Annotated in this window: 16 protein-coding genes; 7 read left to right on the forward strand and 9 right to left on the reverse strand. The window is 64.1% G+C overall.

Translation table 11 applies throughout. The features are described 5' to 3' along the window. The first annotated feature begins 121 nt into the window (after positions 1–121). Together yghU and C1A35_RS27365 are read left to right on the forward strand one after the other, a co-directional pair. Positions 122–1,036: a glutathione-dependent disulfide-bond oxidoreductase gene (gene yghU / locus C1A35_RS27360; RefSeq protein WP_104667482.1), complete on the forward strand. Its 915-nt coding sequence runs from the start codon at positions 122–124 to the stop codon at positions 1,034–1,036. Between the two features lie 10 nt (positions 1,037–1,046). Next, positions 1,047–1,424 carry a hypothetical protein gene (locus tag C1A35_RS27365; protein ID WP_104667392.1) on the forward strand — a complete coding sequence of 126 codons (378 nt, stop codon included), beginning with the start codon at positions 1,047–1,049 and terminating at the stop codon, positions 1,422–1,424. A 75-nt stretch (positions 1,425–1,499) separates the two neighbouring features. On the opposite strand, the gene C1A35_RS27370 is transcribed toward C1A35_RS27365, so the two are convergent. After that, positions 1,500–2,237, reverse strand: a complete 738-nt coding sequence (locus C1A35_RS27370) for a glutathione S-transferase family protein (protein WP_104667393.1) — start codon at positions 2,235–2,237, stop codon at positions 1,500–1,502. A 197-nt stretch (positions 2,238–2,434) separates the two neighbouring features. After that, entirely contained in the window at positions 2,435–3,199 is a 765-nt protein-coding gene (locus C1A35_RS27375; protein ID WP_104667394.1) for an SDR family oxidoreductase, read from the reverse strand. A 254-nt stretch (positions 3,200–3,453) separates the two neighbouring features. On the opposite strand from C1A35_RS27375, the gene C1A35_RS27380 reads away from it, so the two are divergent. Then, positions 3,454–3,927, forward strand: a complete 474-nt coding sequence (locus tag C1A35_RS27380; protein ID WP_104667395.1) for a VOC family protein — start codon at positions 3,454–3,456, stop codon at positions 3,925–3,927. Positions 3,928–4,156: 229 nt separating this feature from the next. Here the strand turns inward: C1A35_RS27380 and C1A35_RS27385 are convergent, their stop codons facing one another. After that, the gene (locus C1A35_RS27385) at positions 4,157–4,852 is read right to left on the reverse strand and encodes a type 1 glutamine amidotransferase domain-containing protein (RefSeq protein WP_104667396.1); all 696 of its coding nucleotides are present in this window, start codon (positions 4,850–4,852) and stop codon (positions 4,157–4,159) included. Between the two features lie 122 nt (positions 4,853–4,974). Here C1A35_RS27385 and C1A35_RS27390 point away from each other — a divergent pair, with 122 nt between their 5' ends. Further along, on the forward strand, positions 4,975–5,862 hold the full coding sequence (locus C1A35_RS27390) for a LysR family transcriptional regulator (protein WP_199773040.1): 888 nt from the start codon (positions 4,975–4,977) through the stop codon (positions 5,860–5,862). Between the two features lie 58 nt (positions 5,863–5,920). Here the strand turns inward: C1A35_RS27390 and C1A35_RS27395 are convergent, their stop codons facing one another. Further along, positions 5,921–6,562 carry an HD domain-containing protein gene (locus C1A35_RS27395; protein ID WP_104667398.1) on the reverse strand — a complete coding sequence of 214 codons (642 nt, stop codon included), beginning with the start codon at positions 6,560–6,562 and terminating at the stop codon, positions 5,921–5,923. A gap of 110 nt (positions 6,563–6,672) precedes the next feature. On the opposite strand from C1A35_RS27395, the gene C1A35_RS27400 reads away from it, so the two are divergent. Continuing rightward, the gene (locus C1A35_RS27400; protein ID WP_104667399.1) at positions 6,673–7,659 is read left to right on the forward strand and encodes a GlxA family transcriptional regulator; all 987 of its coding nucleotides are present in this window, start codon (positions 6,673–6,675) and stop codon (positions 7,657–7,659) included. A gap of 16 nt (positions 7,660–7,675) precedes the next feature. On the opposite strand, the gene C1A35_RS27405 is transcribed toward C1A35_RS27400, so the two are convergent. From C1A35_RS27405 to C1A35_RS27415, 3 genes are read right to left on the reverse strand one after another with little or no spacing between them, the layout of a single operon-like run. Further along, positions 7,676–7,891 carry a hypothetical protein gene (locus C1A35_RS27405; protein WP_104667400.1) on the reverse strand — a complete coding sequence of 72 codons (216 nt, stop codon included), beginning with the start codon at positions 7,889–7,891 and terminating at the stop codon, positions 7,676–7,678. 41 nt (positions 7,892–7,932) lie between these two features. Beyond that, positions 7,933–8,343, reverse strand: a complete 411-nt coding sequence (locus C1A35_RS27410) for an SRPBCC family protein (protein WP_104667401.1) — start codon at positions 8,341–8,343, stop codon at positions 7,933–7,935. Further along, positions 8,340–8,663, reverse strand: a complete 324-nt coding sequence (locus C1A35_RS27415; RefSeq protein WP_104667402.1) for an ArsR/SmtB family transcription factor — start codon at positions 8,661–8,663, stop codon at positions 8,340–8,342. The genes C1A35_RS27410 and C1A35_RS27415 overlap by 4 nt, the downstream gene beginning before the upstream one ends. 189 nt (positions 8,664–8,852) lie before the next feature. On the opposite strand from C1A35_RS27415, the gene C1A35_RS27420 reads away from it, so the two are divergent. Continuing rightward, entirely contained in the window at positions 8,853–9,461 is a 609-nt protein-coding gene (locus C1A35_RS27420; protein WP_234823031.1) for a flavin reductase family protein, read from the forward strand. Between the two features lie 167 nt (positions 9,462–9,628). Here the strand turns inward: C1A35_RS27420 and C1A35_RS27425 are convergent, their stop codons facing one another. Beyond that, the gene (locus C1A35_RS27425) at positions 9,629–10,165 is read right to left on the reverse strand and encodes an invasion associated locus B family protein (protein ID WP_104667403.1); all 537 of its coding nucleotides are present in this window, start codon (positions 10,163–10,165) and stop codon (positions 9,629–9,631) included. Then, complete coding sequence (locus C1A35_RS27430) at positions 10,165–13,176, reverse strand: autotransporter family protein (protein ID WP_158665181.1); 3,012 nt, start codon at positions 13,174–13,176, stop codon at positions 10,165–10,167. Before C1A35_RS27430 ends, C1A35_RS27425 begins: the two co-directional genes overlap by 1 nt. A 256-nt stretch (positions 13,177–13,432) precedes the next feature. Here C1A35_RS27430 and C1A35_RS27435 point away from each other — a divergent pair, with 256 nt between their 5' ends. Next, on the forward strand, positions 13,433–14,527 hold the full coding sequence (locus C1A35_RS27435; RefSeq protein WP_199773041.1) for a sensor histidine kinase: 1,095 nt from the start codon (positions 13,433–13,435) through the stop codon (positions 14,525–14,527). Positions 14,528–14,643: the final 116 nt, after the last annotated feature.

Genomic DNA, 14,643 nt, shown 5'->3' on the forward strand with positions numbered 1-14,643 from the left:
TCCAGCGCCCCGCCATTGAGAATGGTCGGCCTCGCCGCATGCGCGATGTGGTGGCTTGATGAACTTCCTATATAAAGCGAACACGACCGTTCGACGCTTCCGCCAAGACAAGGACCGATTGATGACCGATAAATCCTCCGCCGACAATTTCCCTGCCGGCTACGACGTTCCCAAGGTCTGGACCTGGGACAAGAGCAATGGCGGCACCTTTGCCAGCATCAACCGTCCGATCGCCGGGTCGACCAAGGACAAGGAGCTTCCGGTCGGCAAGCATCCGCTGCAGCTCTACTCGCTGGCAACGCCCAACGGCGTCAAGGTCACGATCATGCTGGAAGAGTTGCTGGCCGCCGGACACAAGGGAGCCGAGTACGATGCCTGGCCGATCCGGATCGGTGACGGCGATCAGTTCGGCTCCGGCTTCGTCGACATCAACCCGAACTCCAAGATCCCGGCGCTGATGGACCATGCGCCAAAGGGCGGCGGCGCGCCGGCGCGCGTGTTCGAATCGGCCTCCATCCTCACCTATCTCGCCGAGAAGTTTGGCGCCTTCCTGCCGAGCGAGCTTCGCGCCCGCACCGAAACCTTGAACTGGCTGTTCTGGCAGATGGGCTCCGCACCGTTCCTCGGCGGCGGCTTCGGCCATTTCTACGCCTATGCGCCGATGAAGATCAAATACGCCATCGACCGTTACGCCATGGAAGTGAAGCGCCAGCTCGACGTGCTCGATCGCCACCTCGCCGAGAACCGGTTCCTCGCGGGTGACCAGTACACGATCGCCGACATGGCGACCTGGCCCTGGTACGGCAACCTGGCGCTGGGCCAGGTCTACGGCGACGCCGGCACCTTCCTCGAGGTGCAGAGCTACGAGCACGTCCAGCGCTGGACGGCCGAAATCGCCGCCCGCCCGGCCGTCAAGCGCGGCCGCATGGTCAACCGGCTGAGCGGCGATCCATCCGAGCAATTGCATGAGCGGCACGACGCCTCCGACTTCGAGACGAAGACGCAGGACAAGATCGTTGAGAAGCAGACCGCGTAAGGAGAATAGAATGGCAAAGCTGGCTGATATGACGAAACACCGGGGGTTTCCCTACGCCATGCCGGGCACGGGCATCCAATTCGTCATCCGTCGGGCCAATCCCAAGGGGGCGACGCCGATCAAGGCGTTGCCCCGCCATGCCCGGCCCGGCTCTGGGGCGCACCGCATCGATGCTGCCTTCCTCCACGCCCTCTGGCATCATTTCGGCGCGGAACCATTCGAGCGCGGCAATCTCGATGCCGCCCGGCTAAACCTGCTGTTCGGACGCGAGGTGCTGCCGGTCGACAAGGATTTCGATCCCGTGTCCTATGAAGCGATGCTCATCATCAACGAGAAGGTTGCCCGCCAAAGCTTCCCGGAATCGTTCGAGGACGTATTCGAGGTGTGATGTCGGCGGCAGCCTGACCGCTGCACCTATTTGAGGTGGCGCACCGCATGTCGGTGCGCCTTCTCTCTTTTCAGGTCACGCGCCGAGTGCGCCGGTCATCGCAAGCACGTCCTTCAGCGGGACGAGGCCCTTCATCGCGCCGCTTCCTGCGACAGGCTCGCCATCCTCGATCGCGAGCGCGAAGCGAAACGCCGGGTCGGCTTCGATGCGTCGGCGCAAGGCGTTGATGCGCGGATAATTGCGCTCGTAGTCCTTCGGATCGATGGCCTCGTGGAAATCGACCCAGCGGGCCACGCCGGCAAAGACCGCATCGGCAAGCGTCGGACGATCGCCGAGCAGGTAGTCGCTGTCGCCCATCATCGCTTCCAGTTGCTGGTGGCGCTTGGCGACGAATTCGCGGCCGAAGGCGCGCAGCGTTTCGCGATACGTCTCACTGGCGTCCTCCGCCTCCAGCGCCACCCACATCGAAAAGAACGCGCCGGTGAAGCCGGTGTTGAGGAAGGCGATGAACTGATGCATGCGGTCCGCCTCGAAGGTGCCGGGCGCGAAGCTGATGCGACGCTCGTGATCGCGCGCCTCCAGCCACAATGCGATCGCCATGGTTTCGGTCAGCACCTCGCCCTTGTCGCTTACCAGAACGGGCGTCTCCACCCGGCCGTTGAACCGCTCGTAGGCGTCGGTGCGCATATCCCCGAGCATGTCGACGCGGGTCAGGCGATAGGGCTGGCCGAGCCACTCGAAGGCCGTGACCAGGCCGGCGGAGCTTCCCAGCGGAAAGCCTGACGTGAAGATCGGTTCAGAGACGGTGTGCATGGTGTCGTTTCTCCATTGTTGATGTCATGGATATATCGACGTGGACGGTGCCTCAGTAGTTGGCCAGAATTGGACTTATCGTCTTCATATGTAGACGATCGCGTTGAAGGATCTCGGCGAACGATGCCTGATCTTCGCCGAACGCCGTTGCGGGCGTTCGGCAATGTACGGGAACAGGGCCCTATAAGACCTCGCCGTCAGGCGGGGCGGGCCGGCGACGGGTAAAGGCCGCCCTCGTCGGCATCGACGGTGATCGACAGGGTCACATGCCGCGGACGCGTCAATGCGAACAGCACCGCTTCGGCGATGTCCCGGTTGGTCGCGGCCTCACCCTTCTCGCGGCTGGCGGCCGCCTCCCATGCGTCTTCAAGCGGCGAGACGTCCTCGAGGTATGGGGGGTGCACGACGATCGAACGGATGGGCGTTCCGGCGAGCTTCTGGCGCAGTCCGTCGGCCAGGGCCGCCTGCGCCCGCTTGGCCGCGTAGAATGGCACCGACACGCTCTGGAGCGCCGCGTTGGGCAGGCCGCTGATCGAACCGATCGTGGCGATATCCGGCCGGGGCGAGCGGCCGAGCAGGGGCAACAGTCCCTGGGTGAACAGGAAGGTTCCGGTAACGGCCGCGTTGACGACACCAAGCACCGCGTCTTCAGGATGATCCTCGTCACTGTCCTCAAGCCACATGGCGCCGTTGTTCACCAGGATATCGACGTGTCCGTTCCCGGCCTTGATGGTGGCGATCGCTGCGGCGACGCTTTTGGCATCCGCAAGGTCGAGCGCAACGGTTTGCACCGGTCGCTCAAACTTGCGGGCAATTGTCGCCGCCACGTCCTTGAGCGCGCCCAGGCTGCGCCCGCACAGAACGAGATCGCACCCCGCTTCGGCCAGGGCATAGGCGAGCGCCGCGCCGAGGCCGCGGCCGGCCCCGGTCACCACAGCGACAGTTCCATTCAGTTGTTTCATCTCTATCCCCTTAGGCGCGCGGAAGAATCCCGCGCCATGCATCGAGGCCGCACAGTTAGGTATCACCGGTTGAATTTCCAACGGGAAAGCACCGGATGCGACGACCCGGCGCACATGCCTTCGACGCCCATTCCGTCGGGGAAAGGCATGCGAGGGACAATTCCAGGGTGGAGAAAAAGGGTCACCGACCTATCTCGCAGGGCAGGTGGCGAAAGAAAACGGCCCATCCGGCTTGAAAATGAAAGGAATGCATAATGGCCAAGAACACGATCTGCCTCTGGTACGACAAGGACGCCGAGACCGCCGCTCGCTTCTACGCCGAGGTCTTTCCCGACAGCCGGGTCAGCGCCGTGCACCGGGCACCGGGTGACTATCCGTCCGGCAAGGAAGGCGATGTTCTGACCGTCGAATTCACCGTCGCCGGCATTCCCTGTCTCGGCCTCAACGGCGGCCCGATGTTCAAGCACAGCGAGGCCTTCTCGTTCCAGATCGCAACCGAAGACCAGGAAGAGACCGACCGCTACTGGAACGCCATTGTCGGCAATGGCGGAAAGGAGAGCGCCTGCGGCTGGTGCAAGGACAGATGGGGCATCTCCTGGCAGATCACGCCAAAGGTCCTGACCGATGCGCTGGCGGCAGGCGGCGCCGAGGCAAAGCGGGCCTTCGAGGCGATGATGGACATGGGCAAAATCGACGTGGCGGCAATCGAGCGGGCGCGGCGCGGCTGAGGCCGCCAGTGGAACTTTCCGGCCCGCGCCGGCTTACCCAAGGGTGCGCGAACCGTGTCAACCGGACGCGACAGGGATGGCGAACATGGCGGTTTTTCCGGTTTCCCGCCGTGGCCAACGCAACGGCAGTCGAGCGCTCCACCTGTCCGGTTCGCCTCACGCTGCCGGCGATGCGTCGCCGACAGCCGAAACGGGTTCGCGTTGTTGAACCTTCCGGTATCCCGGCTGATCAGGCGCTCAGGGCATCGCGCAGCGCCTCGCCCACGCCGGTCGCCGACTGCGGATTCTGGCCGGTGATCAACCGTCCATCGACAACCACCTTCGATGTCCAGTCCGCCGCCGGATGATGAATTGCGCCACGCTCCACGAGCGTGCTCGCCAGCAGGAACGGCACCGTCGTGTCGAGGCCGACGGCGCGCTCCTCCGAATCGGTGAAGGCGCTGACGTTGCGGCCGGCGACCAGATAGCGGCCGTCGGAAAGCTTGACGTTCACGAGGGCGGCCGGACCGTGGCAGACCGCTGCGACGGCACCGCCGGCCTCGAAGATCGCGCGGGTTGCCCGCTCGACGGCGCTGCTTTGCGGCAGGTCCCACATGGCACCATGGCCGCCGGCGAAGAAGATCGCCGCATAGCGGGAAGGATCGACATCGTCGAGCCTGGTCGTCGTGCGGATCGCGGCGCGGAAGGCCTCGTTGTTCCAGTAGTGTCGATTGGTCTTGTCCTCCAGGTCGAGGCCGTCGACCGGCGGCTCGCCACCCTTGATCGAGGCGAACTCGACGGCGATGCCGGCGGCCTCGAGCACCGCCAGCGGATGGGTGACCTCGCCGAGATAAAAGCCGGTCGGCTGGCCGCCATCGCCCTTGGTACCATGGCTGGTAAGGACAAAGAGCACGGGTTTCTTCGGGTTGGCGTTTGTGTTCGGCATCATTTTCTCCTGGTTGAAGCGGGCCTGAGATTGCGGCCGTCGATTGATGCTGCTTATCTATTGCTTCGCTTTACGGCGATAAATGTGTTTCCGAGGAAATGATCTGGACTTCAGAGGCAAGAATGCGACGCTTCGATCACCTCGCCGACGTCGAGGCCTTCATCACCGTCATGGACAAGGGCTCGCTGACCGCCGGCGCCGTTGCGCTGGCCACCACGCCTTCGGTGCTGAGCCGGGCGATCACCAGGCTCGAAACGAAGCTCGGCACGCAGCTGGTGCGGCGGACAACGCGGCGCATCAGTCTCACCGAAGCGGGACGCGCCTATCTGGAGCAGGTCCGCGTGGCCTTCGACACGATCGACCAGGCGGAGCGGGCGATCCAGGGTGAAGGCGTCGTTGCCGGCCGGGTACGGCTCAGTGCGTCGACGACCTATGGCCACTACCAACTGCCGGAAAAGCTGACGCGCTTTGCGCTGAAACATCCGTCGGTTACCGTCGAACTGTCGATCGCCAACCGGAATGTCGACCTCGTCGCCGAGGGCTATGACCTGGCCATCCGCCTCGGCCAGCTCCCCGACAGCGGCATGATCGGCAGGAAACTCGGGGATGCGCCGCTGAAGCTGGTCGCCTCCCCCAGTTACATCGCACGGCGTGGCATGCCGCGTTCGCTGGATGACCTCGCGGCACATACCTGCCTGCCCTTCATCATGCCGAGCACCGGCCGCCCGGCCCCCTGGCTGCTGCGGGCCGACGGGACGGACGTCGACTGGGTCCCCCATGGCCCTATCCACGTGGAGGACGATGTGCTCGGCACCGTGTCGCTGGCTGAAGCGGGTCTCGGCATCTGCCAGACCTATGACTTCGTCGTGCGGGATCGGCTTTCTCGCGGCAGCCTGGTCGAACTGCTGCCGGAGTTCAGCGGACGATCGCGCCCCTTCTCGCTCATCTATCCGCCCCATCGCCATCTCTCGGCCGCAACGCGGGCGTTGATTGATTGCCTGCTGGAATAGGCAAGGACGAAAGGCCACTGCGCGGGATGCGGCAAACCTTCTCCCGCGCAGCCGCCCCTTACCCGTGCCAGTGCGAACAGCGGATCACATTGCAGAAATTGCCGCGATGGAAGTGCGGCTCCTTGTCGGCGATGACGTCCGCCTTGACGTTGCCGAAGGTGGTGTCGGGCTTGTGCTTGATGCCGTCATAGAAGGCCTGAATGATATCCTCCTTGAACTTGGGCGTGCGCGGAAAGGCACCGACCACCGCCTCGCGCTCGGCGTCGGAATATTGGTTGTAGGTGAGCCCGAGCACGTCCATCTCGACGCCTGCCGTCACCAGCGCCACGACCGGATGCATGTGCTCGGGCACGCCGGGCGTGGTGTGGAGCGCGATCGCTGTCCAGACCGTGTAGGCATCCGCTTCCGAAATGCCGTGACTGCGCAGGAAATCGCGGGCGGCATGGGCGCCGTCGACTTCGAAGCGCTCGTTCTGGCTGCTGTGGCTCGGCATCAGGCCGATATCGTGAAACATCGCGCCGGCGTAAAGCAGCTCGCGGTCGAACGTCAGGCCGCGGTGAACGCCCGCAAGCGCCCCGAATTGGTAGACGCGGCTCGAATGGTTGAAGAGCAATTCGGTCTCCGTATCGCGGATGTACTGCGTGATGGCCCTTGCCAGCTTGCTATCGGGTATGGCGGCGTCTTTGGCGATGAGCGGCATGCGTTTTCTCCTTGCGGTTTCTACTCGCCAGCAGGGTAGAAAGCGCCTAGACTGTCCGCAATCGACGTAACACGTCAGATACAGCCAAATTCAGATCGAGGCGGACGCGGATGCAGCAGACGACGAGAACCATCGTGATGGTGGCGCTGCCCGGTGTGCAGCTCCTCGACGTCTCGGGCCCGCTGGATGTCTTTGCGGAAGCCAATGCGCAGGTCCGCCGGGAGGTCTACAGCCTTCTCGTCGCCGCGCCCGGTCCGGAGCCGGTGCGCAGTTCGTCCGGCGTGCGGCTGATGCCGGACCGGGTAATCGGCCGCGACTTCGACGATCCGGTCGATACGCTGCTTGTCGCCGGATGCCCCAACGCAACGGACGTGCCGGCCGACGGGATCGTCCTTGATTGGCTGCGGCAGCGCGCACCAACGGTCCGGCGCTTTGGCTCGGTCTGTAGCGGAGCCTTTTTCCTGGCGGCAGCCGGCCTGCTTGACGGGCGGCGCGTGACGACGCACTGGGCCGTGGCCGAAGAGCTCGCGCGGCGCTTCCCCGATGTGACCGTCGACGAAGATTCGATCCATGTGAGCGACGGGCCGGTGCGCACGGCCGCCGGCGTGACGGCTGGACTGGACCTGGCACTGGCGCTGGTGGAAGAGGACCTCGGGCACGAGGTCGCCAAACGAGTAGCGAGCCAGCTGGTGATGTTCTTCAAGCGGCCAGGAGGGCAGATGCAGTTCAGTCGCAAGGGCGAGGCGGCACCGGCCGGCCGCTCCGCCCTCCAGGAATTGCAGCGCTGGATCGCCGCCAATCCCGCACAGGACCACAGCGTTGCCAGCCTCGCGAAGCGTATGGATCTCAGCCCGCGCCACTTCTCCCGGCTTTTCCGCAGCGAGGTCGGCATCACGCCGGCAAGCTGGGTCGAGGAGGCGCGGGTGCATGCGGCCCGCCGCCTTCTCGAACAGGGCCATGAGGCGCCCAAGCAGGTTGCGGCTCAGTGCGGCTTTGCCGATGCCGATACGCTGCGTCGTGCCTTCGCGCGCCATGTCGGCGTGACGCCGGCCGAGTATCGAAAGCGCTTCGCCAGCCCGGCCCTGCCGGCCGTGTAACTGGCCTGGCCGTCCCCTACTCGGCCGCCTGCATCCCTCCTCGCGGCTTTGCGAGATAAGGCAGCACGAAGAGATAGAGGCCCGTCGGCAGCAATACCGCAAGCGGCGGCAGCGGCAGGTAGTAGACCCATTCGGGAAGCGTCGCCAAAGGCATGCCGACAAAGATTGCGGCAACCGCGAGCGAGAAAAGCAGGGACGTCCAGCGATGGATCGTGCGGATCAGCGAGGTCATTCTGGCACCTTGAGTTTGCGTGTTCCAAGCGGCAGCGCGATTTAGTCGAGTTTCGCGACGACCTCTTCGAGTTGGGTGAAAAAGCGCTGCCAGCCAACGGTTGCGCCCTGGAAATAGGACTTCTGGTCCGCCTTGAAGCCGCGCTGTTCCATGCGCAGGTTCGTGCCGCCATTGGCGGGAGCGAGCGTCCAGGTGACGACACTGGTGAGGTCCTTGGTGTCCCAGCGATAGGCGAGCGAGCGGTTCGCCTCGATCGTCTCGACCTCGCAGTCGACCTGGCCCCAGTCGGCCGACAGGGTAAAGCGACGCCCGACTTCGGGAACGAAGTCGTTGCGCATCAGCCATTCGGCGATCAGATGCGGCTGCGTCAGCGCCCGCCAGATCTTTTCCGGCGGATGGGAAAAATTGCGTTCGACGACGACGGAGCGGGTGGTTTCGGTTGTTTCGATCATTGGTCCATTCTCTTGAGAAGATCATCGAGATCGTCGAAGCGGTCCTGCCAGAAGCCTGACATCTCCGTCGTCCAGTCAACCAGCGTCGCAAGCGCTTCGCGCCGGGCGCCGTAATAGGTGTAGCGGCCCTCATGCCGGTCGTGCACGAGGCCTGCAGCCTTCAGGATCTTGAGATGTTTGGACACGACCGGCTGCGAAACCCCGGCATCGGCAAGCAACCCGACCACGGTCGTGTCCCCCTGCCGGCAAAGGCGTTCAAAAAGCCCCCGCCGGGTGGGATCGGCGAGTGCCCGGAAAACCGCGTCCTGTAACTCAGACATGTCTCATATCCATTTGGCTATGAGACAACGTATAGCCAAATGGATATGCGTTTGTCAAATGCCTATCTTCCGCGCGCCAGCTCCCGTTCAGGCGCGTTCCGTCCGCCCCTCCGGCACCGCCTAGGGCGCCGGGCCAGCCGGCGCTTGTTGGGAAATTGCGGCGCCCCCATAGAAGAGCATGATCGGTACATGTCCGCGATCGGCGGCTGGGGTAATCTGATGGTTTCGCATATTCGCGCCGTTCCACTCGAAAAGGCGTACCGGCTCCTGAACCATGGCCCGACGGTCCTGGTTTCCGCCCGCCACGGCGGTGTTCAGGACGTGATGGCGGCCGCCTGGGCGTGCGCGCTCGACTATGATCCACCCAAGCTGACGGTCGTGCTCGACAGCGCCACCCGTACCCGCAGCTTGGCGGTTGAAGCGGGCGTATTCGTCATCCAGGTTCCGACCGCCGCCCAGGCGGTCCTGACGCATGCGGTGGGAACCACGAGCCTTCACGACGATCCCGACAAACTTCGCAACGCCGGCGTCGAACTGTTCGAGATGCCGAGCCATGACCTTCCGCTCGTTGCCGGATGCTCTGCCTGGCTGGCGTGCCGGCTGATCAGCGAACCGTCGATCGAGCGCCGTTACGACCTGTTCGTCGGCGAAATCTTCGCAGCCTGGGCCGACGATCGCGTGTTTCGCGACGGGCACTGGATGTTCGAGACGGCCGATCCGGCCTTGCGCAGTCTGCATTATGTCGCGGGCGGGCACTTCTACGTGATCGGCGAGGCGATCGACGTCTCCTCTCGCTAGGCCCTGCCGGCATCCGAAGGCACCGACGCATCGGTGGTTGGCTGCGGCTGGCTGTCGAAAGCCGAGACCCGGCCGCACTTTTCATGCGACCGGGTCGGCCTTGGGAGGCTGCTCGCGTTGGAACCGGCCGGACGCCCGGGGATGAGGCGGAGGCCCGAGAGCCTGCCTCAGCTCTTTGCTGTGAGGGCGATCACCCGGTCGAGCGCTGCGGCAAAGCCCTTGAGCGACACCGAGAACGCCACGTCCTTGTCGATGTCGCTGGCAAAGGCGCCGACCTTCAACGCCGTCCCGCCGCGAAGCAGCGCAACCGTCGCTTCGGTGAAGGTTAGAGGCACGATGCAGCCGAGCGGCAGGCAGGTGCGGAAGCGGGTCGGCTTGCCGCCGGTCGCGTCGTCGACGCCAAGCGTCACGCCCTTGTCCAGGTAGAGACCGAAAGGCAGCGCGAGGCTTCCCTCGAGGCCCGCCTCCGCCGCCGTGCGAAGCTCGATCGTCAGCACATGCTGGCCGCTCTTGTGGAACTGGCGCTGCGACAGGAGGCAATGTTTCTTCCCCTCGATCTCGACGCAGGCGACACTCCAGTCCTCATAGGTTTCCGAGAGCTCGGAGGGCGCGACCGGCTTTCCGGCGGCGTCTTCCCCGTAAAGCGGCGTGATGGCGACGAAGGTCGCCATCAGCATCGTCGAGAGCCAAACGAACCTGCGCATCAGAAGCGCACGTCGAGCTTGGCGTCGATGGCGTTCTGCGTCGTGCCGGAGCCGAACTGGCCGGTATAGGTGATGCCGAGGCTCGCATTGCCGGTCAGCGCGAAGTCGATGCCGGCTTCGATGATCGCCGCATCCTCGGCGATCGGCGTTCCAGCGACCGAGAAGGCGCTGCCCGTACCGAACGCCAGGGTCGAGAACGGTGTCGTATCGCCGAAGGCGTGCTGCCAGCCGAGCATGCCGCGCAGCTTCGCCTCCGTGGTGCCGAGGCTGAGAGGCGCCGAGGCGCGAAGGCCGAGCGTCGTGAACGTCGTGTCGGTCGTGTTGCTCCGGGTCGACAGGGCCGCAGCACCACCGCGCTCGGTGAAGCCATCGGTGTGCAGGCTGACATAAGCGAGGTTGGCGAAGGGCTCGAGCGCGACACTCGGCAGATCGATACGGTAGCCGACTTCACCGAAGGCCTGGAACGTGCCTGCGTCATAATCGGCCTTCAGCTGATCGCTGAAGCCGGGGAAGGCCACGTTGCGCGACGTATTGATCGAATGCCAGGTATAGGCGAGCCCCGAGCGCAGTGCGACGTCGCCCCACCGGCCGCCGCCATAGACGCCGAGGTGGTAGTTGTCGCTGTCGCCGCTGGCAGCCCGATTGTCGACGTCGAAGTTGGTGCGGCTGTAGCCGGCCATGATACCGACGAGCGCATTGTCCGAGACCGCCGCGTCAAAGCCGGTGATGAAACCGCCGGTCGACTGGTCAAGGCCTGCGGCATTGCCGTTGCTGTCAGTGTTGGTCCAGGAACCGAACACCTGCCCCCAGCCGACGATTGCCGGCGGCGCGACGGGAACGGCGTTGACGGCGGCGACAGCGCCCGTCGTGATCTTGTCCTCCGGACCGTAGGCGAGGACCGGGACATTGGCCGCCCCCACATCGCCGAACGCATCGCGAATGCGGTTGTTGGCGGCATTGCGCAACAGGCTGCTGTCGTTGATCAGCGCCGTCTGCGCCGAGGCGTGAACCTCGCCCGACAGCTGGTCGAAGGCGCGGCGTGCGGCCTCGCCATCCTGCAGGATCAGCGCATTGTAGAGTGCCAGCGACGGGCCGCTCTGGGCGAGCGTGTTGAGGGCCAGCGCCGTCTGCCGCTGGTTGCCGGTGTTCGCTTCACCTTCAAAGACACCGGGTTTGGGCTCACCCGGTTTCGGCTCTTCGCCGGGCTTGGGTTCTTCGCCCGGCTTCGTACCGCCGTTCTTCACCTTGATCTTGAGATCGACCTGCTTGTCCTTCTGGTCGAGCGAGACCTCGAGGAAGGCGGATTTGGAAATCGCCTCGGCGAATTTCCCTTCGACCGCCCGGTCGGCCGTCAGGATCGTGTAGGTCTGGCCGGTCTGGTAGCTGGTGTTGGCGTCCAGCGCCGTGACGTGGACATTGGTGCCGCTGCCGATTTTCGCGATACCGGTGTTGTCGTTGGTGCCGATGCTCTTGACGACGATGCGGTCGGAGCGGCCATCACCGGCGATGTCGGCCTCGTAGATCGAACCGGTCGCCATATCCAGCCGACCCATGATCGTCAGCGTGCCGGTGGAATTGTTGCCCGGCGAAATGATCGCCTTCTTGTCGACATAGGTGTTGCCCACCGTGCCCGAGCCGCCGAGGCGGCCAAAGGCCGAACTGCTCCTCGTCTCGCCCCAGACGTTCACTTCACCGGTATAGAAGCTGTCGCCCTCGACGCGTCCCGTCGCGCCGTCGACGATCAGCGTGCCATTGGTCACCTCGAAATTGGTCTCGCTGTAATAGAAAGGAGCGGTTCGCGGGTCATTGTCGATCGTGTCGACGTTGCCCTTCAGCACCAGCTTGCCGCCGGAAACGTTCACCTTGCCATAGAACTTCGACAGGTCGCCGGTAAGGATGGTCTCGCCGGAGAAATTCGAGACCATGCCCTCCCCGACCATGACATTGCCGAATTCGTAACCCGTGTTCGTATGGTTGAAGTTGACGTAGCCTTGGCGCGGCCCGAAATCGATCTTCGCGGACGAGTTGACCGTACCGGCCCCCTGCGCCTGCCGTGCAACGGGTTCGGCGATATTGTTCAGATCGACGGCACCGCCGATCGTCAGATTGCCCATGCCCTCGTTGTTGATGCCGCCGATACCGGAAAGCACGATGTCGCCGCCGACCGAAAGCTTGGCGCCGTTGGCGACGGAAAGATTGACCCTGCCTCTGTCGCCGATCGTCAGCTTGTCGGCAACCTTGAGCTCGCTGCCGGCGCCATCGATAACCGCCTGGATCGTGTCGGTGCTCTCACTATCCTCAAGAACGGCGGTGTTGGTCGAAACGACCGCGCCCTTCTCGACCGTGAAGCTGTCGCCGATCGTCAGTTCGCCGGTGTTGACCCAACGGGTATTCTGGCCGGTGACGAGGACCGTGCCGTTTTCGAAATAGCTCTTGTTGGTGTTGACGAGGCCGCCGTCCTCGATGCGGACCGCCGCGGTGTTGAGCGTCATGGCGCCGACGGCAATGCCCAGATAATCGGTGTTGAGCACGGATCCGGCGCCACGTACGACCAGCGTTCCATCACCCTCCTGCAGCGAGCCGACATAGGTTTCCTTGGCGGAGACCCTGCCGCCGTTTTCGACGATCAGCGTGCCCTTGCCACCGTAGATGCCGTTTTCGAAACCGCCGACGAAGAGGTAGCGGTCGCCATTCGGATTGGCGTCGACGATATCCCAGGACGAGCCCGGGCCGGAAACGACCACAGTGGCGACCGAGCCTCTGCTGTCGGCGATGTAGCCGTGGGTGCTTTCAACCTTGGCACCGTTGTTGATCGTCAGCGTGGCGCTGGCCGGCACGCCGCGCACCACCAGCTTGCCGTTCACCGTGTGGTCGCTGGACCAGGTCGTGTCGGTGGGCACGAGCAGGTCGACGGCCCGCGCCGGCGACGGCACGAACGGCACGGCGGCCAGAGCCAGCGAGAGCAGGCCGGCACGGCCAAGAGCCGTCGAACTCAGAAGGTTGATCCTCAAAACGTCCGCCTTCGCACAGGTATTCAATGTCTGCCCCTTTGTTTTTGCATTCATCGGCGTGTGTTCGCGGGCGATTGGGAGTCGCCGGAAACGCACGGGTCATGGGGCGGCTATAGCAAGCCCGCAGAAAGCGAGAATTCGGCTTTCTGCAAACGGTAGATTGTGGCGTTGAAGGGCTGTGGCTTTCTGCAAACGGCTTGTTTTCGGCGACGAATGTCGGTCGACAACCGTATGGACTTGAAGGATAAAACCTCGCATGGCGCGAGGAAATGACACGATTTTGCCCGACGAGGCTGAGTATGCCGCAAGCGTTCGGCGGGCGACGCTCTTCCTCGGGCTCCTCTACCAGTTCATGCAGTTCGTCATCAGCAACACGCTCTGGGCTTTCCTCGGATACGACCCGATCGCGATTGCGCCGATCACCCTGATCCTGATGCTGAACGGGACACTGATGTCCTATGCGATGGCAGCGACGCTCTTTCGCTTCCGGAACCGCTCCATCCTCTTCAAGCTGCTGCTCGGCTCCGCCCTGTCGCTTGTCGCCGCGGCGACCAATGCCGGCCTCGACCTCCTCAGCCATGGGCTGATCGAGCATGGCGACACGGGCGCGATCAACTGGACCAATGTCGGCTACACCGTCATCTATTGCTTGGCGCTGTTTCACGGGTGGGCGTTTCTCTACATCGCCCTTCTGGCCAACTACGAGCTGCGCGAGCGGGAGCGCCGGCTTGCCGTGACACGGGAAGAAGCGCTGGCGGCGCAGATGCGGGCGCTGCGCTACCAGGTCAATCCGCACTTCCTGTTCAACACCTTGAACTCCATTGCTGGGCTGATCGAGGAGGGCGCATCGACGGCCGCCCGCCGTATGGTGCTTTCGCTCTCTTCCTTCCTGCGCACGACGCTCGAGCTCGACCCGATGCAGGACGTCTGTCTCGCCGACGAACTGGCTCTGCAGCTCGGCTATCTCAACATCGAGGGCGAACGCTTCTCCGACCGCATGCGGATCAAGCTCGACATCGCGCCGGGCCTTGAACAGGCGCTGGTGCCGAGCCTCATTCTGCAGCCGCTGATCGAGAACGCGATAAAGCACGGCGTCGGCGGTTCAGCCGGCATCGTCGAGATCGTGATCCGGGCGGCAAGACAGGGCGAGACGCTCGAGCTTTCCGTCGAAAACGACCTGGAGAGCGTACCGCCGCGCCCGACGAAAAAGCCTGCCGGGACCGGCACCGGGCTGAGGAACGTGGCGGACCGCATCAAGGCCCGGTTTCCCGAGGTTGGCGCCTTCATTTCCGGTGTCGTCGCGCCACACCGCTTTCGAGCGGCGATCACCATGCCACTGCGGCTGGCCTGATCACCGCTCTCCGGCAAGCGGCGCCCGGCAACCGTCGAAAATCCGGGGCTTTCTGCAAACCGCTCGATTTGACCGACGAACGGCAATCGACATCGGCCGCCGGTTGAACGATAAAA

Source organism: Ensifer adhaerens (assembly GCF_002940685.1).
GTDB lineage: Bacteria > Pseudomonadota > Alphaproteobacteria > Rhizobiales > Rhizobiaceae > Ensifer > Ensifer adhaerens_E.